Annotated in this window: 17 protein-coding genes and 1 pseudogene; 10 read left to right on the top strand and 8 right to left on the bottom strand. The window is 68.3% G+C overall.

The features are described from left to right. Window positions 1–21: 21 nt before the first annotated feature. The 4 genes from NC7_RS22690 to NC7_RS22675 form a co-directional block, all read right to left on the bottom strand. Complete coding sequence (locus tag NC7_RS22690; protein ID WP_084458717.1) at window positions 22–1,014, bottom strand: MEDS domain-containing protein; 993 nt, start codon at window positions 1,012–1,014, stop codon at window positions 22–24. 1,512 nt (window positions 1,015–2,526) lie between these two features. Beyond that, window positions 2,527–4,311: a condensation domain-containing protein gene (locus tag NC7_RS28695; protein ID WP_159372894.1), complete on the bottom strand. Its 1,785-nt coding sequence runs from the start codon at window positions 4,309–4,311 to the stop codon at window positions 2,527–2,529. Further along, complete coding sequence (locus NC7_RS22680; protein ID WP_067986420.1) at window positions 4,292–5,749, bottom strand: condensation domain-containing protein; 1,458 nt, start codon at window positions 5,747–5,749, stop codon at window positions 4,292–4,294. Before NC7_RS22680 ends, NC7_RS28695 begins: the two co-directional genes overlap by 20 nt. Window positions 5,750–5,755: 6 nt before the next feature. Further along, window positions 5,756–7,186 (bottom strand): condensation domain-containing protein, encoded by a 1,431-nt coding sequence (locus NC7_RS22675; RefSeq protein ID WP_067986418.1) that lies wholly within the window; start codon window positions 7,184–7,186, stop codon window positions 5,756–5,758. Between the two features lie 455 nt (window positions 7,187–7,641). Here NC7_RS22675 and NC7_RS22670 point away from each other — a divergent pair, with 455 nt between their 5' ends. Together NC7_RS22670 and NC7_RS22665 are read left to right on the top strand one after the other, a co-directional pair. Continuing rightward, window positions 7,642–8,607 carry an ATP-binding cassette domain-containing protein gene (locus NC7_RS22670; protein ID WP_067986416.1) on the top strand — a complete coding sequence of 322 codons (966 nt, stop codon included), beginning with the start codon at window positions 7,642–7,644 and terminating at the stop codon, window positions 8,605–8,607. A 50-nt stretch (window positions 8,608–8,657) separates the two neighbouring features. Beyond that, window positions 8,658–9,410, top strand: a complete 753-nt coding sequence (locus NC7_RS22665) for an ABC transporter permease (protein ID WP_084458737.1) — start codon at window positions 8,658–8,660, stop codon at window positions 9,408–9,410. Between the two features lie 27 nt (window positions 9,411–9,437). On the opposite strand, the gene NC7_RS22660 is transcribed toward NC7_RS22665, so the two are convergent. Together NC7_RS22660 and NC7_RS22655 are read right to left on the bottom strand one after the other, a co-directional pair. Next, window positions 9,438–10,298 carry a glycosyltransferase family 2 protein gene (locus NC7_RS22660; protein WP_067986412.1) on the bottom strand — a complete coding sequence of 287 codons (861 nt, stop codon included), beginning with the start codon at window positions 10,296–10,298 and terminating at the stop codon, window positions 9,438–9,440. Beyond that, entirely contained in the window at window positions 10,295–11,587 is a 1,293-nt protein-coding gene (locus NC7_RS22655) for a glycosyltransferase (protein WP_067986410.1), read from the bottom strand. The genes NC7_RS22660 and NC7_RS22655 overlap by 4 nt, the downstream gene beginning before the upstream one ends. 173 nt (window positions 11,588–11,760) lie before the next feature. Here NC7_RS22655 and NC7_RS22650 point away from each other — a divergent pair, with 173 nt between their 5' ends. The 8 genes and pseudogenes from NC7_RS22650 to NC7_RS22615 form a co-directional block, all read left to right on the top strand. Further along, the gene (locus NC7_RS22650; protein WP_084458715.1) at window positions 11,761–13,035 is read left to right on the top strand and encodes a glycosyltransferase; all 1,275 of its coding nucleotides are present in this window, start codon (window positions 11,761–11,763) and stop codon (window positions 13,033–13,035) included. Between the two features lie 5 nt (window positions 13,036–13,040). Beyond that, the gene (locus NC7_RS22645; RefSeq protein ID WP_157102137.1) at window positions 13,041–14,576 is read left to right on the top strand and encodes a hypothetical protein; all 1,536 of its coding nucleotides are present in this window, start codon (window positions 13,041–13,043) and stop codon (window positions 14,574–14,576) included. A gap of 59 nt (window positions 14,577–14,635) precedes the next feature. Then, on the top strand, window positions 14,636–15,961 hold the full coding sequence (locus NC7_RS22640) for a hypothetical protein (protein ID WP_067986404.1): 1,326 nt from the start codon (window positions 14,636–14,638) through the stop codon (window positions 15,959–15,961). A gap of 240 nt (window positions 15,962–16,201) precedes the next feature. Next, complete coding sequence (locus NC7_RS22635; protein WP_067986403.1) at window positions 16,202–17,161, top strand: formylglycine-generating enzyme family protein; 960 nt, start codon at window positions 16,202–16,204, stop codon at window positions 17,159–17,161. Next, on the top strand, window positions 17,158–19,092 hold the full coding sequence (gene gyrB, locus NC7_RS22630) for a DNA topoisomerase (ATP-hydrolyzing) subunit B (protein WP_167352450.1): 1,935 nt from the start codon (window positions 17,158–17,160) through the stop codon (window positions 19,090–19,092). Before NC7_RS22635 ends, gyrB begins: the two co-directional genes overlap by 4 nt. Window positions 19,093–19,293: 201 nt before the next feature. Next, complete coding sequence (locus NC7_RS22625) at window positions 19,294–20,097, top strand: GntR family transcriptional regulator (RefSeq protein ID WP_084458714.1); 804 nt, start codon at window positions 19,294–19,296, stop codon at window positions 20,095–20,097. Between the two features lie 54 nt (window positions 20,098–20,151). After that, entirely contained in the window at window positions 20,152–21,528 is a 1,377-nt protein-coding gene (locus NC7_RS22620; RefSeq protein ID WP_067986401.1) for an arylsulfatase, read from the top strand. Window positions 21,529–21,591: 63 nt separating this feature from the next. Further along, window positions 21,592–22,800: pseudogene (locus NC7_RS22615) on the top strand (SulP family inorganic anion transporter); the annotation flags it as partial. Between the two features lie 88 nt (window positions 22,801–22,888). On the opposite strand, the gene NC7_RS22610 reads toward NC7_RS22615, so the two are convergent. Beyond that, window positions 22,889–23,239, bottom strand: a complete 351-nt coding sequence (locus NC7_RS22610; protein WP_067986397.1) for a DUF202 domain-containing protein — start codon at window positions 23,237–23,239, stop codon at window positions 22,889–22,891. Further along, the gene (locus NC7_RS22605; RefSeq protein WP_084458735.1) at window positions 23,236–23,607 is read right to left on the bottom strand and encodes a YidH family protein; all 372 of its coding nucleotides are present in this window, start codon (window positions 23,605–23,607) and stop codon (window positions 23,236–23,238) included. The genes NC7_RS22610 and NC7_RS22605 overlap by 4 nt, the downstream gene beginning before the upstream one ends. Window positions 23,608–23,739: the final 132 nt, after the last annotated feature.

The raw sequence follows: 23,739 nt of genomic DNA, 5'->3' as shown, positions 1-23,739 counted from the left end.
GGAGAGATCGATCGACATATCTCAGATTCCTTCCCTCAGGTCAGGGGAGGGGATTTCGCACCACACGTTCTTGGCGTGCCCTGCCGGGTCCGGTTCGCTGCCCCATCGGCTGCCCAGTGCCGCGATCAGGATCAAACCACGTCCACCGACCGCACTTCCGCGGTCGGTGCCCATGACCGGTCGGCGCGGGCTGAGGTCCTCGGCCTCGATCTTCACCGTCCCCTCGGCCTGGGACAGCCGGATCCGGAACGCGGTGTGCGCGTGGGCAACCGCGTTGGCGGCGAGTTCGGAAACGACCAGGGCGGCATCGTCGATGACCGCGGGGCCGTGCTGCCATTCCCCCAGCCTGCCGGTGACGAATCGGCGCGCGGCACTGACGGCGCTCGGTACCGGCAGATAGGTTCGAGAATCGCTGTCCGGGTCGGCGCTCGGCCCGAGTTCGGGCTGGGCGGCGGTGTAGCTGTCGGGAGCGACGATCTCGGAATGATGGGTGCACACTTGCTGCAGGCGCACCAGATCGTCGCCGTCGGCGAGCAGGTCACGCGGATAGGCACAGTAGAGCAGGAATCGATGGCTCCGGGCCAATTCGTTCCACATCGCTTCGAGCTCGATCGCAGCGGCCGGATCGCCGTCGGCCCACAGCAGCGCCACCATCTCACCGAACGCGCGCACGGAACGCCCACCCGCACTCGCACCGGCGATGACCTCGCCGATCACTTCGGCGAAACGAGCCCGGTCGAGCGCGCCGTCGATGGTGAAGCTCGCCAAGGTCTGCGCGGCATCGAGGGCTAGATAGCGGCCCGCCGCGGTCAGGGCAGCCAGGTCCGAGCCCCGCTCGCGCAACCGCGTCGCGAGGGCTTCCCGGTGGGCGGGCGTGGCGATCACCACGGCCGCGCCGTCGGTGTCCAACCCCTGCCCGAGGAAGTCGCTGACGTTGCGGGCCAGCTCCTCCAGTCCGTCGTAAATGCTCACGACGTGGTCGTGCGGTGGAACCACCCCAGCCTGGACACTCATGAGGACGAGGCTACGGTATCCGGCCGGTCACCGGGACCGCGATTCCGAGCGGGGTGGATCTGCGGGCGCGACCGGGTTGTACCTGCTGTTCGGTGGCTGCGTGGGGAACGGCAGGCTGATCGGTAATCAGGGTCGAAACCGAGGACGAAGACCGGAATGGGTGACGAAACCTCGTTGACGGCGTGTCATCGGGGGCCTTCGCGGGAGTCGGCGCACACTACAGCACACGCATCGATCGCGAAGATTTCATACAGAAGGGCCTTCTGGATGAAGACATCGATTCTCGACCTGCTCGGACGAATTCGCGTCGGAAATACCGTGCTCGCGCTGGTCGCGAGCACGCTGTCGGTGATGGCGGCGGTGCCCGGCCCGGCGATGGCGGCGCCCGCCGACTCCTTCACGTCCGCCGACGTCGGCTTCGCGGAAGGCTCAGGTGACGGTGCGGACATCGTGCTGCGGCTACCCGCCATGCAGTCCGCGGTGGCGCCCAAGGTTCCGGTCCTGCGCCTCGACCTCGACTGGTGGTCTGTCGAACCGGCTCGGGGGGCGCCGCTGCGGTGGGACCGGTTGGACCCGGTCGTGGATGCCGCCGCCGCGCGCGGAATGCGGGTTCTGCTCGTCCTCGCCTACGCGCCACCGTGGGCGAACGGCGGTCACAGCGGCGACAAATGGTTCCCGACCCGCGACCAGGACTGGATTTCGATCGTGGATCGCACGGTCGCGCACTTCGGCGGCAAGGTTCAGGCATACGAGATCTGGAACGAACCGAACTTCGTGAACTTCGCCAACTTCGTCGGCGACCGCAAAGCGCGATACTGGCAGCTCGTCAAACTCGCCTACCCCCGGGTGAAGGCGCGCTGTCCCGGATGTGTCGTTCTGGCCGGGGCGTCGGGGGCGGGAACGGTACAGGGCGGGACCAATCCGAACGCGCCGTCGGTCTGGTTGGACTGGGCGTACAGCCGGGGGTATCGCGGCTATTTCGATGCCGTCGCGCACCACCCGTATCCGGCGTGGAACTCGGGCAAAGGACCTGCCGACCCCGAATGCGTCAATCGTTGGTGGAACATGTTCGGGCCACCTTCGGAGTCGACGCCGTGTGGTGAGCTCGCCCTGGTGCACTCGGTGATGGTTCGCAACGGCGACACCGCGAAAAAGGTGTGGGCTACCGAATTCGGCTATCCGACAGCCGGACTCGCGGCCATTCCGAGCGCGAGCACCGTCAGCAAGTACCTCGTGCAGGGCGTTCGGATGTGGCGTGCGCTGCCATACGCGGGTCCGCTGATCGTCTACTCCTACCGCGATCGCTGCACCGCCGCCGATGATCCCGAGTGCCACTTCGGCCTGGTCACCACGACGATGGCGAGCAAGGAGCCGATCACCGCCGAGGTCAGCGCGGCCCTGCGCGGCGACGGTGTCACGCCGGTCCCGAGTTGGCCCGAGCGGTTGGCAGCGGGGGCGACGCTGCCCCGCGCGTCCGCGCTCCGGTCCCGCAACGGACTCTACGAGCTGTGGCTACAGGGTGATGGCAACCTGGTGCTCTATCGGACCAGCGGGGAAGTGCTGTGGTCGACCGCGACGACGAACGGAGAGAATCTGGTCAACCAGAACGACGGCAACCTGGTCCTGTACACCGCAAGTGGGGCCGCGGCGTGGTCGTCGAGGACGTGGACCATGGGCCCGTCGACGTTGGTCTTGGAGGACACCGGCAATCTGGTGCTCTACCGCAACGACGGGGCGATCACCTGGTCCACGGGAACGGCGCAAGGATAACCGTAGGCCTCGAAACAGGGCCACGCCGCCTGATCTGCCCTTTCGTCGAACAGGCCAGAGCGTCGATCGGCCTGGCGCAACATCACTTCGGCGCCGTGACCGGGCTCGTTGTCGCCGTCGACGAGGACGAATCCCTCGGCATCCCGGCGCAATTGCGCCGGTGGGACGACGCGGTCGCTCAACTGCTGTGCAGCGGACTCTTCGCGCGAACCCGCGATCGCCCGCTGCGCACACGTCGGAACGGAGGATCTGCTCGACCTCGGCCAGGAAGGACCGCAGCACCGCGTGGGCCAGCGGCGTGGCCGGGTAGCGGACACGCAGCGCCAAGCCGTCGTCGGTGCGGGAGAACCAGATCTGCACGTCGTCGGCGGTGCTGGTGTTGGAGATGTGGGTGGCGTGGCGCGCGCGTGCGCCGGGAAGGCGCCGGTAGTCGAGGTAGGACACCATGAAGATGTCGTTGCGTCGCGGGCGCAGTCCGCCCAGCGCGTGCAAGGTTTCGGCGAGCGGGAGCGCGCCGATCTCGATGGCGGCACGGACCGCGGGCTGGGCGCGGCGCACGGTCTCGGCAAGGGTGCCCGAGGTGTCGATGGCGAGCGGAGCATTGGTGGTGAACCAGCCGACCGCCCGCTCCCATCGCGGTTCGTACCTGGTGTGCATGGGAAAGAGCAGCCGAGTCCGCTCGCCACCGCCCGCGGCGCGCACCCCGTGCGCCAGCGCCGCCAGCAGACCGGCGAAGAATCCCGCGTCGTTGCCCCGGCACCAGCTCTCGAAGGCCTCGGCGTCCTCGGCCGTGAGCACCTGGCGCAAACTCACGGCTTGGGGCGCGGACCCGCCCGGCGCCAGCCCCAGATCGAGCGGGAACAACGGAGGCACCACGCCCTGATCGCCGAAGAACTCCCGCCAGCCGCGCAGGCGCGGATCGGCGGGGTCGAACGCGGTGGGTCGCGCGCAGTGATCCACGAAATCGCCGACCGGCGGCAGGGTTTCGGGGGCGGCGCCGTGGTAGAGCAGGCGCAGTTCGTCGATGACGATCGCGATCGAATGAGCGTCGACATGAGCGTGGTCGAAGGCGCACACGACGGTGGCGGTGTCGGGGCGGTCGATCGCGGCGAGGAGATAGGCGCGGTCGGCGAACGGCGCGCACCGGTCGTTGCAGTGCCGCCAGATCGTGTCACGCAGCGCCGCAGTCGATCTGGGCGTGGTTGTGGGCTGTTCGTCGAGGTGGACGGTTGCCGAACGCAGGACCCGGCGAGGTCCGCTCGGGGTGGCGGTGAAGGAACTGCGCAGGGTGCCGTGCCGGGCGATCAGCGTGCGATAGGCCGCGGCCAGCGCGGCGCGATCCAATGGACCGTCGACATCGAAAGCCGCTGCCAGCCAAGTGTTTCCGGCTTCCGCTCCGGCGAGATGGACGAGCTGGTTGAACGAGGGCGGGATCGGCGACTCGTGCGTGTCGCCGTCGTCGCGGACCCGCCAGTGCACGAAGGTGCCGGGCCCGGGGGAGTAGTGGTCAACCGTGGTGACGCGCAACCGCCACCTCCCGTTCGTCGGCCCCGACGCGGCGGTCGCCGTCGGTGGCCACGGCGTCGAACACCGATCGCAGATGGGCGTGATAACGCGCGAGCTGGTGCTGGGCGAACGGGGTCGCGGGGCTCTGGCAGCCGAGGTAGAGGTGCTCGGCGTCGCGGTTGAACCACATCGAGGCGTTCGCGGTCTCACCCTCCCCGGTGAACAGCATGCCGCGCTCGTACGGTGCGGTCCCGGCGCCGGGGAATCGCCGGAAGTCCAAGTAGGACAGCATGTTCGGACTCGCCGTCACCGATGCCGGATCGGCACCGGCGGACAGGAGCGCGGTGAGCACCGCGGACAGGGGCACGGTGGACAGGCGGATGGCCCGGTCATAGGCGGCGTTCGCGCGGCCGACCACCTCGGTGAACGAGGCGCATCCGGCCAGCGAGAAGGCCACCGGAGCGAAATTGCACAGCCAGCCCTGAGTGAGCAGGAACTCCCCGAACCCCCGGGTGCTGAGCACGGTCATGCCGTAGTAGTCGGCGCGCCCGGCGAGCTCGAGATCGGTGATCGCCACCGCGGCGAGGACCCCGGCCACACAGCGGCCACCCGCCGCGCGACAGACCTCGGCGAACGCGGCCGAACCAGCGCGGTCGAGCACATCGAACTCGATGCCGTGCATGGGTGCGGTGTCGCCGGACGCGAGACCCAGGTCGAGGGCGAACCTCGGCATCGCATTGCCGTGGTCTCGGAAGATCTCGACCCACTCCGCGACCTCGGGGCTCGCCGGGGAGAACTGGTGCGCCCGCGCGTTCTCCTCGCGGGCGTAGTCGGGGAACCCGCCGACCGGGGCGGCGGTGAAGGGGCTGAGCGGGCGGGCGGTGGTCTCGTTGGCGTAGAAGTCGAGGAGCTCGGTGAGGACCAGAGCCTGGGAGGCGCCGTCGCTGAGCGCGTGATCGGTGGCGTAGTAGAGGGTGAACGAGCCGGGGCGGGCGATGGCCCCGAGGACGAAACCGGGCCAGGAGGTGGCGACCGCGTCGCGCGCGATGCGGACCAGGGCGTGGTCACGGAACTCGGCACCGCCGGGGGTGTGGCCGATCGTCATCGCCTCGAAGTCGATCCGGGCGGGCGCGACGCTGTGCCGGGTGACGGTGGCGCCGTCGGTGTCGAACCAGGTCAGCAACCCGGAATGCCGACGTGCGAACCGGGTGAGCGCGCGACTCATCGCCGTGGCGTCCAGCTCACCGTCCACCTCGGTGGTGACCGCGAGGTAGGCGGTGTGCGGCCGTCCCGACCGGGCGCGGGCGTGCACGCCGCGCAGGTGATTGTCCTGCAGGAAGGTGCCGGGATCGGGATCGGCCGTTGCCGTCGCGGCGGCGCGCAGAGCCGCGTGGGTGGGCTGCCACTCCACCAGCTCGCCCGGTTCGGGATGCCAGTTGCGCAATGCGGTGATGATCATCGGCGGTCACCCGGCCGGGGTCACGGCGGTGCGCCGGTCGACCAGCGCGCCCTCGGCGGTCACCGTCGACAGCATCGCGGTGAACGTGTTGATGAATCGGTGCACGTTCGCCGTCGCGACCTCGTTGCTGGGGAACCGCGCCGAGACCGCGAGCCCGCCGGGGGAGCGGGCGATCCAGAAGTAGACCTCCTCGTCGGACTGCTCCCCGCTGCGCAACGGCCGCACCTGCCACTGCTGCCACCGCGTGGCGTCGGGTACGTGGCGTACATCGACATACGACACCACGAATCGTGGCACCTGCGCGCAGCCGAGCAACTCCGCGATCCGCGGAAACGGCAGCCGGGCCAGGGGTCTCACCGCGTCGATGGCGGCGGCGGTCCGGTCGAGCAACTCGGCGAGGGTGTCCGCGCCCGCGTGGTCGAGCTCGAGCGGCAACAACCCGACGTACCAGCCCATGGCGTGCACATGCGCGGCGGTGTGCCTGGTGTGCACCGGCATCGCGCAGCGCAGCGGCTCCGAACCGACCAGCACGCGATGGGTCGCGGCCAGCGCGGCGAACACCGCCGACTGCACCGAATGCCCGGCCCCGCGACAACGGGCCTGCAACTGCTCGGTCTGCTCGGCGGTCAGCACCCACGACGACAGTCCACTCTGGTGCAGTCCGGGATGGGAGCGTCCGGTGCGCGAGGTGACCGGCAGCGGGAACGCCGGGAACCGGCCGCCGCCGTGTCGCAGGTACCGGCGCCAGACGCGCACCGCGGGATCGGCCGCGGTCAGTGCCGCGCCGAGTGCTCGATCCTCGGCGCCGAAGTCGATATAGCTACCCACGTCGGGCAGTTCGGCGCTCGTCTCCGTGTAGACCGCCTGGTAGAGACGCTGGATCTCGCTGATGGCCAACATCATCGAATACGCGTCCATCACCGAGTGATCGGCGCCGAACACCAGCAGGAACCCCCCGTCGTGCGCGGTCGGCTCGATGTCGCTGACGGTGGCGAGCAGACAGTGCGGCCATTCGGTTGGCGACAGGCGCGACCCGAAATAGTGGGTGAGGTGCTGATACACCCGGGTTCCGGTGCGCAGATGCCCGACTCGACGTGGCATGACGTGCACGTCCTCGGCGCGGCAGGTAGAGCGCGCGAAACGGCCCGCCGCGTGCTCGTCGGCGGTGGCCGTGGTACGAAAGGCGTCGTGGCGGGCCATCCAGCGCCGCAGTGTGACGCGCACCGTCTCCTCGTCGAAGGGCAGCGGTATCTCGAAAATCGTGCCGAGCCACGAACTCTCGCCCTCGTCGGCGGTCGAGCGCGCGCAGTGCTGCTCGTGGAGATGGCTCAGTGGCCGTTCGTCGCGCTGCCACGTGCCCGAGGGGCCGGTGACCGGAACCCATTCGATAACGGTGCCCGCGCGCAGCGGATAGTCAGCTAGCTCTGTGAATTCCATACGACCGCGCCCCAACCATAGTTGCTGACCGAAAGCTGAAAAACAGTGTGAATCCCCATGCTTCGCCCGACGGATCACAACATCGACGTCGTGTCGACCGATGGCGAGTGCCCGATGACGGGCATGAAACGAGCGTAGGGGTTGCCCGAAAATAGTTCCTGCCGGGCAGTGGTGGCCTTCGTCACGATGTTTCCGATCAGATATATCTGCTGGCTATCGCGGCATTCGGTGGGTGGCGGGAAAATTCGACGTTGCCAGCGCGTCGCGATTCGGTGAACGAGATATTTCGTGGGCAAGGCCTGGCTTTGTGATGGCGATCTTTTCGGGCCGTCCGCATGACGCTGCGGTTGCCGCCACCTTCGCGTGGAACATAAGCTGCCAGGAGTTCGCAGTGGCGCGATCGCGTTCCCGTACGCATTCTTCGAATATTCCGCCGAGGCGATGAGGAGGTGCCGATGGCCGAATTCGAATCGGCGATCGAAACCAGGGGATTGACGAAGTCTTTCGGCGCCTTCCGCGCGGTCGACGGTATCGACCTGCGAGTGCCCGCGGGCACGGTGTGCGCGGTGCTCGGACCCAATGGCGCGGGCAAGACGACAACGGTCCGGATGATCGCGACCCTGCTTCGCCCCGACGCGGGAACCGCCCGGGTGTTCGGCCACGACGTGGTACGCGAGGCAACCGCGGTGCGCTCGCTGATCGGGCTCACCGGTCAGTACGCCTCGGTCGACGAGGACCTCACCGCCACCGAGAACCTGACCATCTTCGCCCGCCTACTCGGCTTCCCCGGCGCCCGGGCCGCCCGGCGCTCGGCCGAACTGCTCGCGGAGTTCGGTCTGGAGGAGGCCGCGGGCAGGCCGCTCAAGCACTTCTCCGGTGGCATGCGTCGTCGACTCGACCTGGCGGCCAGCCTGATCGGCCGCCCACCGTTGCTGTTCCTCGACGAACCGACGACCGGCCTGGATCCACGAACCAGAGCGCGGATGTGGACGACCGTGCGCGAGCTGGTCGGAGCAGGCACGACGGTGTTGTTGACCACGCAGTACTTGGACGAGGCCGACGAACTCGCCGACCGCGTCGTGGTGATCGACCACGGTCGTGTCGTCGCCGACGGCACCGCCGACGAACTCAAGGCCACCGTCGGCGCCGCCGCGCTCACCGTGCGTGTCGATGTCGTCGAGTTGGCTACGGCCGAGGCCCTCGTCCGCCGCTACCTGGGCGCGGAATCGGTGCTCACCAGCCCCGACGGCACGCTCACGGTCTCGGCGGCCGACACCGCGACCCTGCCCGAACTGCTGATGGCCTTGCGCGCGGCCGGAATCGAGGTACGTGAACTCGTGCTCGCGCCACCGAGTCTGGACGAGGTGTTCTTCGCCATCACCGGACCGGGCCGGGCTCGGCGTGTCCCGGAGCCCGCGTGAGTACCGCGGCCGAGCCGATCGCAGGCCCGGTGGGCACGCGGCGGATCTCGATGTCGCAGTCGATGTATCACGCCGCGACGATGGCGCGGCGTGGGCTGCTCAAGATCAAACACAATCCGCAGGAGCTGTTCGATGTCGTTGCCCTGCCGGTGGTGTTCACGGTGATGTTCTCCAGCATCTTCGGCGGCGCCATCGCGGGCACCGTCGGTGACTACCTGCCGATTCTGGTGCCCGGGGTGCTGGTGCAGGTGGCGGTCGCGGCCTCGGTGAACACCGGGGTGAAGCTGCGCGAGGACATGAACAAGGGCGTGTTCGACCGGTTTCGCGCGCTGCCGATCGCCAGGATCGCACCGCTGGCGGGTTCGCTGCTGGCCGATATGGTCCGCTATGCCGTCGCCACGAGTATGACGGTGGTGGTCGGTCTGGCGATGGGCTACCGTCCCGGCAGTGCGTTGGGGTTGTTCGTCGCCTGCCTGCTGGTGCTGGTGGTGGCGTTCTCGCTGAGCTGGATCTTCGCCCTGATGGGTGTCCTGATGGACAAGCCCTCGACCGTTCAGGGCGTGTCCATGCTCGTCCTGATGCCACTGACCTTCGTCTCCAACGCCCTGGTCCCCGTTTCGACCATGCCCGCCTGGATGCAGACCTTCGCCCAGCTCAACCCGGTCTCGCACCTGGTCACCGCGGTCCGCGAACTCGCCGACGGCCACTACGGCCACGAGATCGGTATTTCCCTGCTCGGCGCCCTCACCGTGCTGGCGATCATGGCTCCCCTCACCGTCCGCGTCTACCTGCGCCGCGCCTGAGCAGTCGCCGCGATCTCGCGGCGGTGGTCACGGGGCGACGCGGTCGCTGGGCTTGTGCCAGACCTCAGTCGGGGTGAACTGGCCGTTTCCCGGGTTGTGGAGGCGGAGCAGGGCCAGCCGGGCGGCGTGCAGGGTGATGATGGCGGGTAGGTAGACAGTGGCGGCGGCCAGGGCCAGGCCGTAGCGGCGGTGGAGCACGAGGGTGCGCGGAAGGCAAGCCATGTACCGGGCGAAAGAGGCCGTGCCGGTGGCCATGCGGCGGGGGGCGACGCCGACGGTGATGGTGGGGAGGAAGGCGTTGCGGCCACCGGTCTCGGTGACGCACAGGCCGGTGTCGACGTCTTCGAAGATGTCGCGGCGCATGGTGACCCGGTCGCGGACGCGGGCCCACGTGCTCGCCCGCAGGATCATGTTCGAGCCGTAGAGGACGGGAACCGCCTTGACCCGGTCGGCCTTTCGGGCCCGCCAGCGCTGACGCAGGGCACCGACGGTGTCACCGTAGGGCAGGTCGTAGGCCTGGCCGCGGCCACAGGCGGCGGCCCAGTCGTGGTCGGCGTCGGCGGCGAAGAAATCGACGATGTGCCCGGCCCAGTGCGGCGGGACGAGAGTGTCGGCATCGATGCGCGCCAACAGCTCACCGGTCGCGCTGTCCAGGCCCCGGTTGCGGGCGTGGACGAGGCCCTGCTCGGATTCGGTGAGCAGCCGGATCGCGGACCAGCGCGCGGCGTACTCGGCGACGATCTCGCGGGTGCGGTCGGTCGAATTGTTGTCCACGACCACCACTTCGGTGATGTGTACGCGCTGGGCGACGAGTCGAGCCAGGCATTCGCCGATGATCTCCTCCTCGTCGAAGGCGGGGATCACCACGGACAGTGTCGGCGCGTTCATCGGACTCCTCCACGGGACGGGCCCACCCCGGCCGGGGCGTGAGCCGAGACTTCGACGAGCGCGGCTGCGGCGCGCACCGCGTCCTCGGGCGACACCATCGCCGCGGCCACCCGCTGGGCGGCCGCGCGCGGCTCGGGTCGTAGGAGCCCGCGCACCGCACGAGTGAGGGTGGCCCTGTTCACGCGCGCGACGGGCAGTCCGGTGCCGACACCGAGCGCCGCGAGGCGGCGGCCCCACAGCGGCTGATCGGCGCCGATCCAGCAGGCCAGCGCGGGGATTCCGGCCCGCAACGCGGCCGCGGTTGACCCCGCGCCACCGTGGTGCACGGCCGCCACGCAGCGCGGCAGGACCGCGGCGTGATCGACGGTGCGCACCACGCGGATCCGGTCGCTCGCGGCGTCGACCATGAACTCGCTCCAGCCCGCCGCGACCAGCAGCCGCAGGTCGAGTTCGTCGGCGACCTGGGTGAACAGGGCGGCCAGCCGATCCGGGTCGGCGATGGACATGCTGCCGAACCCGACGTAGAGCGGCGGTGATCCGGCGTCGAGCCAGGCGGCGAGGTCGGTGTCCTCGGTGCCGATCATCGCGCGGGTCCGCGCGGCCAGATCGAGGAACCCGACCAGCGGCCGGTCGGGACCCCATTCCTCGGCCAGGCCGGGGAACAGGACGGGATCGAAGGCCTGCAGCTCAGGGATCGGGCGGTTCGTGATGCGGGTGGCCGGTGGTGTGGTGGGTGGGGTCAATCCGAGGTCGGTGGCCAACTCGCGTTCGGCCGTGCGGGTCGCCAGCCAGGTGAGATGTTCGAGCGCGGCCCAGCTGAGTCGATGCGCGAGGCCGGGCGTCCTGTGCCACGGCAGGAGCGAGGCGACGCTGTTGCGTCGCAGCGGGCAATAGTGCACCGGCACATACGGGATCCCGCGTGCGGTGGCCACGTTCAGCAGGCGTTCCTGGCCGACGCTGCCGCCGACGAGCGCGTCCGCGGTGCCGGTGAGATCCATGAGCTCGGTCTGGACGCGGCGCCCGTCGCGCACGGTGAGTTCGGCCAGCGCGCGCAGTCTGGTCAGTGGATCGACCGATTTCAAATCCGCCGAAACCAAGGCCGAGTCCAGCAATTCTTTGGTGTCCGTGCCGAATTCCCGAGTCGGAATTCCAGCCCGGCGACAAAAGTCCGCGAGATTCGGCGGGACGGCCATTGTCACGTCATGCCCGAGCGTCCGCAATTGCACACCGAGCGCCACACCGGGCTGCACGTCACCGCGGCTGCCGGTGAACGCGAGTACGAATTCCATCGAGCTCCTCGCAGTACGGCTACCAGGGTCGAGAAAGGCCACCGTAACCAGACCGGGCGGAATGCGCGCGGTGAGCGCGGCGTCAGGTGCTCCATCTCACAGGGCACACCCGGATGCTGGTCCATTGCTCCCTGTTTCGCCTACCGTGCTCGTAACCGGAGGCAGGGAGATCGATGAGGTTTCTACTCGCGTTCAACGGAACACGCGGAGACATCCAACCTGCCGTGGTGGTCGGTTCGGAGTTGCAGCGGCGCGGCCACGACGTGCTCGTCGGGGCGCCGCCGAACCTGGGTGAATTCGTCGCGGCGGCCGGACTGGCCACCGCACCGTTCGGCTACGACACACACGCGCACATGAACTCCGACGTGGTGCGCGCGAAGCTGCGCACCGGCGGTCCGAGGCAACGGTGGCGGGCGTTCGCCGAGATCCGCGATCTCGGCTGGGCGCAAGCGGTCGGTGACATGCGCGAACTGCACAAGGGTGCGGAGGCGATCCTCACCGGGTTCGTCACCGAACAGATCGCCGCCCCGTTCGCCGAGGCGGCCGGAGCCGCGTGTATCTCGCTGCACCACGCGCCGATTCGTCCCAACAGCACCGTCTCACCGGTGCCCGCCGCGCTGTCGGGTGTCCCGCCGGTGGTGACCAGGGCGAGCTGGTGGCTCACCGACACCGCGATGTGGCTGCTCACCCGCGACCGGCAGAACACGCTGCGCGCCGACCTCGGCATCGCGGGCGAGGTCGCGCGTTCGCCGCGCGACCGCCTGGAGATCCAGGCCTACGATCCGCGACTGTGCCCAGAACTGGTCGACGAATGGTCGCCGTCGCGACCATTCGTCGGCTTCCTGGACCTGGCCGCCGACCAGCGCGCCCGCATCGGTGCCGACACCGGCGACCCCGACCTGCCCGCCTGGATCGCGGCGGGCTCCGCGCCCGTCTACTTCGGGTTCGGCAGTATGCCCGTGCCCGACCCTGGCGCGGTGGTGGACGCCATTGTGCGCGCCAGTGCGCGCCTGGGTGTCCGCGCGCTGATCAGCACCGGCTGGGCCGGACTCACCGTGCCGGAGAGCCCGGACGTGCGGCTGGTCGGCGCGCTCGACCACCAGCGGATCCTGCCGCTGTGCCGGGCCGCGGTGCACCACGGCGGCGCCGGGACCACCGCGGCGGTGCTGCGCGCCGGAATCCCCGCTCTGGTGTGTTGGGTGGGTTCCGACCAGCCGTACTGGGGCGACCGGTGCGTGCACCACGGTGTCGGCGCGACCACGCGATTGCGGGGCCTGACCGCCGACACCCTCGTCCGCGAGTTGACCACCGTCCTCGCCCCCGAACCCGCCCGAGCGGCCAAAGCCCTCGGCGCGGAACTGATCACCCCCGAACAGGCGGTACGACACTGCGCCGACCTGGTCGAGGAATACACCATGGCGAGCCGCCCGGCCGGAGGGGTCCGCTGATGGTCGTGGCGCGCATGCAACCCGAGGACACCACCTACTGGCTGGTCCGTGAAGCGTTCGGCTGGTCGGTGGTGCTGCAAGTGCTGTGGCGCTTTCCCACGGTCCCGGATCGCGCCGCACTCGACACCGTCAACGAGCGCCTGCGGCACAGTGTCCTCAACCGGCGCCTGATCCGGGCACGGGCGCCCTTCGCCCGCCCGCGCTGGATCCACGCCGACTTCGCGCCCGACCTGCTCGTCGACAGCGAACCCATCCCGGCCCGCGACGTGGAACCCTGGTCCGGCACCGAGTTGTCCCGCACCCCCCTCGACCCCGAACGCGGCCCCACCTGGCGCCTGCGTGGTGTCCCGCTCGACGACGGCGGCTTCGTCCTCTCGCTGACCGCGCTGCACCTCGTCGCCGACGGCCGCACCGTGGTCACCGCCGCGACCGCCGCCCTCACCGGCACTCCCACCGATCCGCTGGGCAGACCCGGTCGACTGGCCAGCAGACTTCACCGGCGTCCGCCGCTCGGTGGACACCGGCCTGAGGGACTGCTGACGAATCGCCCACATCCGGTGCGCGGCGAACCGGGGCGTGTTTCGGCCGTCGATGACCGCGGCCCCGCCGGAATCGCGGGGGCCCTCGGGGTCGCTGACGCTGCCGAGGGAGGCATCGACGCGGTGCCGGTCGGTCCGCGCGTGCGTTCCCATTCGGTCGGTCGGCTCGTCGACACCGCGGTCGATGCGGCGGATGGCGTCGGGCAAGTGGTGGCAGCCGGGCGGGGAATCGTCAAGGCCGCGATGGCATTCGCGCGGGCGCGTGGGGCGGGATCGGCAGGCGACGGACGTCCGGTCAAGTCGGGCGCGCACGTGCGCGCACCGCGGGCGCGGTATTCGTGGGCGACGGTGAGTGTGGATGCCGCGCACTGGGATTCGGTGGCCCGGCACCACGGAGGGACCGCGAACACACTGTTCATCGCGGTACTGGTTGGGGTGTTGCGGGCGTCGGGGTACGGACAGGTGCTCGAGGTCGGTATTCCGGTGAGCAGGCGCACCGAGGACGATGCGCGCGGCAACGCGACAGCCGGAGTATCGGTGACGCTCACCGAAGACCTGCCGCCCGGTGGTGATCTCCGGCCGTTGCGGCGGCAGTGCAAGGACGCGTTCACCCGGCTCTCGGCCGGGGAGCGGGCCGCCCATGTGCATCTGCTGCCGCTGGTCGGGTTGCTGCCGACGGGGCTGGTGGTGCGGGCCGCCACGGCGGGGTCGGGAATGCCCGACGTGGTGGCTTCGAACCTGGGTGACTTCGACAGCGAACTCCGCTGTATCGGTGGGGTTCACGCGAGTGCGGTCGCCTTCCGGGGGATCGCGCAGGGTGTCGACCCGGCCGCGTCCTACCGGTTCGGTGACGGAGTGCAGTCCTGGGGCCTGCGCACCGGCGACACCTGGACCTTCTCCGTCGCCGCCTTCGACGAAGAGTGCTTCCCGCAGCCGGACGACCTGGCGAAAATGCTCGCCGCCGAGCTCGACGGCTGGGGTGTCGAGCACCGGATGTGGTGAAGCTCGCTTTCGGCCGCCGCCGGGATGCGGCACCCGCCCACCCTGGCTAGCCTGGCGAAATGAACCGTGTTGCCGGGGCAGACGAGTCATATCTTCTCGCCGAACAGCTCTTCGGCTGGTCCGCGCCGATCCAGTACGCCTGGGTCTTCACCACCGAGCCCGACACCGCCGAGCTCACCCGCTTCGGCGAGCAGCTCGCGGCCGGTTCGTTGAGCCGCAAGGTGGTTCGCGCGGTGGTGCCGTTCGCGCGACATCGCTGGGTGCGCTCGCCGCATCCACCGGTGCTGCGCATCGACCCCGAGCCGATCGCCGACACCGAGATCGGCGCCTGGGCCGACCGCACCCTGCGCACCGCCGACCTCGACCCCGTCGACGGCCGCGGCTGGCAACTCATCGGGGTGCGCACCACCGCGGGCCGCTTCGTGCTCTCGCTGTTGATCTCGCACATGGTCGCCGACGGCCAGGGCCTCTACAACGCGCTCGCCGCCGCGCACGCGGGCAGCTCGGCGAGCACGCTGCCGACCGAGGCCGAGGTGCTGGCCCGGCCCCGCTGGCGCGGGGACGTCGCGGACGCGCTGGCCCAGCTCGGCTCAGCCGCGGCCGCGGCGCGGGTGATCGGCACCGAGCTGTGGCGCACCCGCGACGACCCCCGACCCGCCGCGGTCCGCGCACCCGGCACGGCCGCCCTGGCCACCGACGGCCCCGACACCACGTTGGCCATCGTCGACATCGACCGTGCCCGCTGGGCCGAACAGGCCCGCCGCCTCGGCGGAACCGGCAACAGCCTGTTCACCGCGCTGCTCGGCGGCCTGGTCCAGCGTTCCGGCGCGCCGGTGGGTGCCGAGGGGTTGCGCGTCTGTATCGCGGTCAGCAATCGGGAAGCGGGGGACGAGCGCGCCAATGCTTCTGGCGGAGTGTGGATCCGGGTGCGCGAGCCACTGTCGCCCGACACCGGACTGGCCGCGATCCGTACGCTGAGCAAGGAGGCGTTCACCCGATACGCGACGTCCGGGCAGGACAAGCTCACCGACAACCTCCAACCCGTCGTCCGGCTGCTACCCCAGCGGATCATCGCGACCATGATGCGTTCGATCGCGGGCCCCGACACCACCGTCTCCAATCTCGGCGCCGCCCCCGACAGCGCGCTCACCATCGCCGGTCGGCGAGCCGAGTCCTTCGCCATCCGCGCCATCATGCAGGGCCGAAGCGCCGCCGAACGGCGCCGTCAGGGTCCCGGGATCGCCGCCTGGGCAGTGGAATACGACGACAAGATCACCATCACCTTCTTCGGCATCCATCCCGACCACTTCGGTGACGAGGACAAGCTCCGCGCCGACATCACCGCCGAACTCGAAACCTGGGGACTCGACGGCACCGCCTGGTGACTCCGACATCGGTAGCCGTGGCCGATGGTGCGGGAGTGGGGCAAGCCCCATCACGGCAGCCCGAGGTGTGCGAGCGAGCGGTGATCACCAGCTCGGAGGTGTGTGTCCACTCCCGCCCTGGTGGCGGAACGGCACCGGTTTCGCGAACTCTCGACCTGCCAGCGCCGTGTTCATCGAGGAGTTGGTGGCGTAACACAGTAGGTAACGCGGATGTAGCGGAATCCGGGCAACGTGGCGTCCATGTTGCTCACCACTGCCCCGATCTCCCGCAAAGCGATGGTGTGGATTCCCGGCGGAAGATATTGGATGGGGTCCGATGACCACTATCAGGAGGAGCGCCCGGCGCATCAGGTGTCGGTCGACGGCTTCTGGATGGACACCCATCCGGTGTCGGTCGCTCAGTTCCGGCGGTTCGTCAAGGACACCGGTTATGTGACCACCGCGGAACGCGATCCCGATCCGTTGGACTTCCCCGGTGCCGATCCCGCGCTGTTGGTCGCCGGTTCGATGGTGTTCACTCCACCCTCGGCGCCGGTGCCGCTGAACGACTACCGGCGCTGGTGGTCCTACGTTCCGGGGGCGAACTGGCGTCATCCGGAGGGGCCGGGCAGCAACGTCGGTGAGCGCAACCGTCATCCGGTGACGCATGTGTCGTTCTTCGATGCCTGTGCGTATGCGGAGTGGGCGGGAAAGTCGATACCCAGTGAGGCCGAATGGGAACTCGCCGCGCGCGGTGGTCTCGACCGCGCCACGTACGTGTGGGGTGACGAACGCGAGCCGCGTGGGCGCCCCGGTGGGAACGTTTGGCAGGGCGAATTCCCTTGGCAGAACCTCGAATTGGACGGCTATGCGGGAACGTCCCCGGTCGGCAGGTTCGCGCCGAACGGTTTCGGTCTCTACGACATGGCGGGCAATGTGTGGGAGTGGACCCTCGATCACCACACCCCCAGCCATGCGGTGAGTGGGAAGAATGTGGCCCCGAGCAGCAATTGCTGCATTCCACGCAATCCGGTGCAGGAAGCGGCCGTCACGGATAGCGGCGAACGGTACCCGCGCCGGACCGTCAAGGGTGGCTCGCACCTGTGTTCACCGAACTACTGCGACCGATACCGGCCCGCGGCGAGACAAGGGCATACCGAGGACGCCTCGACCTGCCACATCGGTTTCCGCTGTGTTGTCCGGGACGGGGAACCGGCGTGACCGTGACTGCTCGCGCCTACGGCGCTGCCGCGATCAAGGTTCTGGAGGGACTCGATGTCGTCCGCAAGCGGCCGGGTATGTACATCGGGTCGACGAGTGAGCGCGGTCTGCACCACATGCTGTGGGAGGTCGTCGACAACGGCGTCGACGAGGCGATGGCCGGTCACGCGACGCGCGTCGAGGTGCGTTTGCTCGCCGATGGGGGAGCCGAGGTCACCGACAACGGGCGCGGTATCCCCGTCGCCGCGCACGCCACCGGAATGCCGACCATCGATGTGGTCATGACCCAACTGCACGCTGGTGGCAAATTCGGTGCGGAAGGCGGCGCCTATGCCGTCTCCGGTGGTTTGCACGGTGTCGGGGTGTCGGTGGTCAACGCGTTGTCGACCCGATTGGAAGCCGAGATCAGCCGCGACGGTTACCGCTGGTCACAGCAGTACCTCGCCGCGATTCCGCAGACCCTGACCCGGGGGCGGGCGACGACCGAGACGGGAACGACGGTGCGCTATTGGGCGGATCCCGAGGTGTTCGAAACCACCGACTACAACTTCGACACCGTCGCCCGGAGGCTGCGGGAGATGGCGTTCCTCAACAGCGGTCTGGAGATGACGCTCACCGACGAACGCCGCGACGGCGAGGACGCGTGCCGTCGTTTCCATTACCCCGGTGGTCTGCGCGAGTTCGCGCGGTACCTCAATCGATCCAGGCAACCACTGCATCCCACCGTCATCGAATTCCGCGGCCGCGGAATCGGATACGAACTGGAGGTGGCGCTGCAATGGAACACCGGGTTCACCGAATCGGTCCACACCTTCGCCAACACCATCAACACCTCCGAGGGCGGTGTGCACGAAGAAGGGTTCCGCGCCGCGTTGACCACCGTGGTCAATCGCTGTGCCCGCAAAATGGGGTTGCTGAAGGCCTCGGCGGACAACCTCACCGGTGACGACGTGCGGGAGGGTCTCGCAGCGGTGGTGTCGGTGAAAGTCGCCGAGCCGCAGTTCGAGGGACAGACCAAAACCAGGCTGGGCAACAGCGCCATCCGGTCTTTCGTGCAGAAGGTGTCCCACGAGAAGCTCACCGAGTGGTTCGACGCCAATCCCGCTGAGGCGAAACTCGTCATCAGCAAGGTCACCTCGACCGCGCAGGCCCGCGCGGCCGCACGCAAGGCGCGAGAACTGGTGCGCCGCAAGAACTCCGGCGGCCTCGGCGGCTCGCCGGGCAAGTTGGCCGACTGTCGCACAACAGACGCGAGTCGGGCAGAAATCTTCATTGTCGAAGGTGATTCCGCCGGCGGCAGCGCCAAATCCGGGCGCGATTCGATGTTCCAGGCGATTCTGCCCATCCGGGGAAAGATCATCAATGTCGAAAAGGCCCGCATCGACCAGGTCCTGAAGAACACCGAGGTCCAATCGATCATCACCGCGTTCGGCACCGGGATCCGGGAAGAATTCGACATCACCAGGCTGCGTTATCACAAGATCGTGCTGATGGCCGACGCCGACGTCGACGGCAAACACATCGCGACCCTGCTGCTGACCCTGCTGTTCCGCTACACGCGGCCGCTGGTCGAACTCGGCCACGTCTACCTGGCCCAGCCGCCGCTGTACAAACTCAAATGGCAACGCGGCGATCCCGACTACGCCTACTCCGATCTGCAGCGTGATCGCCTCCTCGCCGCGGGCACCCGAGCGGGTAGGCGGATGGACCCCGGACACGGTATCCAACGCTACAAGGGCCTGGGGGAGATGAACCCGCAGGAACTGTGGGAAACCACCATGGACCCGGCCACCCGGGCGCTGCGCAGACTCACCATCGGCGACGCCGCGCTCGCCGAGGAGATCTTCGCCGTTCTCATGGGCGAGGACGTCGAGGCCCGTCGTGGCTTCATCACCCGCAACGCGGGCGACAGCCGGTTCCTCGATATCTGACTCCACGCACCCCTCGGGCCCCGGACGCAACCGATGCGTGCGGGGCCCGAGGCGTTCGCTCCACAATTGCGCGGCGGCGTTTCCGCGCCGATACGCCGTCGAAAACGCGCTGGCCAGCGACTCGCAACTCCGATCGGTGGCGTAACCGGCAGCCAACCTCGAGGTAAACGAACAGGAATGGGTGGCTGGGAAGGTAAACCCATGACATCGAGGCGCCGCACACCAGCGACGGGGTTCCCCAGACCTCCGATCCGCAAGTACGCGGGCACGCGCGAAGACGCCGCGCGCTGGGTTCGCGACATTCTGCGTTCACAGATCCTCGATGGCGCCTTCGGCGGATTGGCCGCACCGCGGCCGCTGCTGCCGCCGGAAACCACCCTCGCCGCGGAATGGGGCGTGAGCCGCAACGCGATCCGGGAGGCCTTCGAACTGTTGCGGTCGGAAGGGCTCATCACCCGGGTGCAGGGCCTGGGCACGGTGGTCACCGGTGCCAAACTGCGGCAACGAATCGACCGGCTCGAAGGGCTCGCGGAATCGCTTGCCGGACATCAGCTCTCGGTCGAGAACACCGTGCTCTCAGCGCGGCCGTCGACCGCGACCGGCTTTGTCGCGGCCAAGCTCGCCATCCCCGAGGGCAGCCCGATCCTGTTCATCGAACGACTGCGGTCGGTGGCCGGTGTCCCGTTGTCGCTGGACACCACCTCGCTGCGGCCCGAAGCGATCGAGGCGCTCGACGGCGCCGATCTGGCCCACGAGGATGTCTTCCATCTCCTCGAGGAACGGCTCGGTGTCGGTATCGGTGCGGCCGAGAACACGATCGAAGCAGTGGCGGCCGACCGCGGAACCGCCCGCCACCTCGACATCAAAGTCGGCGAGCCGGTGCTGTTGCTGCACCGGCTGACCTACCTCGCCGATGGAACTCCTTTCGATCTCGAATCCGTGCGCTACCGCGGCGACCGACTGACCTTGACCTCGATCAACGCCCGCGCGCTTCCCGGCGACTGATTCGATCGCCCACCCCCTGATTTTCCACCCATGCAACAGAAGTGAGGTACAACCATGTCCACAGCACCCAACCAGCGCCCGAATATCGTCTATTTCCACGTCGACAATCTGGGCTTGGGTGAACTCGGCTGCTTCGGCGGCGGCATTTTGCGCGGCGCCGACACCAAGAACATCGACACTTTCGCCGCGGAAAGCCTCAAACTGTCGCATTTCGTCGTGGAACCACAGTGCACGCCGACTCGCTCGGCACTGATGACCGGCCGCTATCCGATCCGTTCGGGCAATCACACGATCGCCCTCGGTGGTAATCCGGGCGGACTCGTGGCCTGGGAACGCACCATGGGCGACATCCTGTCCGACGCGGGCTATGCCACTGCCTGTTACGGCAAATGGCACATCGGGGCAGAGGACGGTCGCTGGCCCACCGACCACGGCTTCGACGAATGGTACGGACCTGCCCGCACCTACGACGAATGCCTGTGGCCCGACGACCCGTGGTACAAGGGCGAGCGCGACGGCTGGTCCTACATGTACGACGGCACAAAAGAAGGTGGGGTCCGCGTCACCGACGAGCAGCTCACCGTCGAACTCAAAGGCCGCATGGACGCCGAATACGACCGGCGTGCCATGGCGTTCATGGAACGCAGTGTCGAGGAGGACAAGCCGTTCTTCCTTTACCACAACCACTCGCTGCTGCATTTCCCGATCGAAGTCCGCGAGGAGTTCCGGGGCACCAGTACCAACGGCGCCTGGGGTGACGCGTTGCTGATGCTCGATTACGACTTCCAGCGAATCCTCGACAAACTCGATGAACTCGGTGTCGCCGACAACACCATCGTGGTCTTCGCCGGAGACAACGGGCCCGAGGACCACTTGGCCGGTCGTGGCACGGCCGGATTCTTCGACGGCTCCTACTTCAGCTCCGCCGAAGGCGGCATCCGCACGCCCGCGCTCATCCGCTGGCCCGGCCGGGTGATGGCCCGCGAGAGCAACGAGATGGTGCACGTCACCGACATGTTCACCACCTTGCTGCTGCTCGCAGGCTGCGAGATCCCCGACGACCGGGAGATCGACGGTATCGACCAGCGCGAATTCTTCGCAGGTGCCGAGGAATCAGCACGCGAAGGACACATGGTCTGGCTCAACGACGAACTGCACGCGGTGAAGTGGTCTCAGTTCAAGATCAGCTTCGTGCGCCAGCAGCACTTCCACGACCCCGAGATCCCGCTCGGCTTCGCTCGCATCATCAACCTGCTCGAAGACCCCAAGGAACGCGAACCGGTCAACCAGACCTTCGTGCGCTGGTGGGTGATGCAGCACGCGCACCGGATCATCCGCGAACACGAGGAGAGTGTGGGGCGTGAAGAACTGATTCCGCCGGGCGCACCACTGGACTTCGTGCCGAAACGGACCCAACCCGTGGCGGTCTGATTCCGACTGATCGAGAAGAGGACACCTCAGGTGTCCTCTTCTCCCGTTTTCACGAGGTACACGATGAGTATCGACAGCACGCCCGCGAGGCGTCCCACAGCATTGTTCCGATCACAGACCGTCTCGACCTTGCGCGATCCGCGGGCGTTGCGGGTCGAGATCCTCGCGGGCATGGTCACCGCGCTGGCGCTGATCCCCGAAACCATCTCCTTCTCGATTCTGGCGGGGGTGGGGCCCGGCGTCGGGCTGTTCACCTCGATCGTCTTCGCCCTCACGATCGCGGTGACCGGTGGCAGACCGGCGATGGTTTCGGCCGCGGCCGGTTCGGTGGCTCTGGTGGTGGCTCCGTTGGTCCGCGAGCACGGCCCGGACTACTTGATCGCGACCGTGCTGCTGGCCGGTGTTCTGCAGGTTGTGCTGGCCTCGTGTGGCGCCGCGGCCCTGGCACGATTCATTCCCCGGGCGGTGATGACCGGATTCGTCAACGCGCTGGCGATCTTGATCTTCGCCGCGCAACTGCCCCATCTGATCGACGTCCCGTGGCCGGTGTACGTGCTTGTCACCGTGGGACTGCTGATCATGGTGGTGCTGCCGAGGTTCACCGGTGTCGTGCCCGCACCGCTGGTGGCCACGATCATGGTCACCGTGATCGCGGTGGTCTTCGCCATCGACGTGCCCCGGGTCGAGGACGAAGGTGACCCGGACGCGGGCGTGATGGGTCCGGCCCTACCCGCGGTCGAATTGTCCTGGCAGACACTGGGGATCATCGCCCCCTACGCGGTGGGGGTGGCGTTGGTCGGTCTGCTCGAGACGCTGCTCACCGCCCAGCTCGTCGACGAGCTGACCGGCACCTCGTCCAACCACCGCCGGGAAAGCTGGGGGCAGGGGGCGGCCAATATCGCCACCGGGTTGTTCGGCGGTATGGGTGGGTGCGCGATGATCGGCCAGACGATGATGAACGTCAAGACCTGTCACGCCAGAACACGGATCTCGGTGTTCGCGGCCGGAGTGGTGCTGCTGTGCCTGGTCACCGTGCTCGACCAGGTGCTCGCCGCGATTCCGATGGCCGCGCTCGTCGCGGTGATGATAGCCGTTTCGGCCACAACGATGGACTGGGAATCGTTGCGCCCCGCCACCTTCGGTCGACTACCCGTCGGGGAATCGGTGGCGATGGTGGGGACTGTGGCGGTCACCCTTCTCACGCGCAATCTCGCGCTGGGGGTCGTCGTCGGCGTGCTGTGGACGATGCTGGTGCTCGGCTACCGGCGGATCCGCGAGCGCGGGTCGCGGGTGCGGCTCCCGGCGCCGAGTTGATGTTGTCGGCGACACAGGAGCCCCGGTCTGTGCCTGGGCTCCTGTGTCATGTCGTAGCGGTGGTGAACGCGCAGACGAGCAGGCTCGCACACAGCAGAACGACCCCGCAGCCGGTCACGATGATCGCCGCTGGTGCCCGTGTCCGTGGCACAGCGCGCCCGAGCCCTCGACCGTGGTGGATGCCGATCAGGTAGACCGCGCATGCCCCGAGTATCGCCACCACGCAGGCGAAAGCGGTGGCGGTATCCCACTTGTCGGAACCGACCACCAGATCACGGCCAACGATCAGCAAGCCGTTGCCCATGATCGCCAACGAGGTCCTGGTCCAGGACAGCGCGGTGCGTTCGGGCTGCAGCCCCGGGTCGCGGGCATGCTTTCCGTCGACCGCGACCGTCACGACACCGCGGCCACGAGAACGATCGACGCCGCGACCCCCGACATCGCCACCGCGGTCACCGTCGCCAGCCTGGGGCGAGGCAGCGGCCGGTCCGCACGGATGGCCCGGTCGTTGGAGCGCCATCGCGTCAGACCTCCCGCGGCAGTCGTGATCGCGAGCACTCCGAGCGTCGTCGCCACCGCACGTGAGAACACCGGCGCAAAAGGCTGGAAATGCATGAGTGCCACCGAGGCGGCGAGCAATCCCAGCGACGTGCGTTGCCAGGCCAGGAATGTGCGTTCATTGGCGAGAGTGAATCGATAGTCGGGCTCGCGGGCAGGGATTTCGGACATACCTTCAGCCTCACCGATAAGGCCGCGGAAAGCCATCGAATCACCTTGGCGTAACAAATGTTTCGCCACGAAACCGGGCACCGAGCCGACCGCCGACGGCGTACGGGTCAACGGGAGAAATGACTGGACAGCGGCGAAATCGCCCTGCGGATTCCGCGAATTACTCGA

The organism is Nocardia caishijiensis NBRC 108228 (assembly GCF_001612825.1).
GTDB classification, from domain to species: domain Bacteria; phylum Actinomycetota; class Actinomycetes; order Mycobacteriales; family Mycobacteriaceae; genus Nocardia; species Nocardia caishijiensis.
The sequence above is the reverse complement of the archived record's forward strand: the minus strand, read 5'-3'. Positions and strand labels throughout refer to the sequence as shown.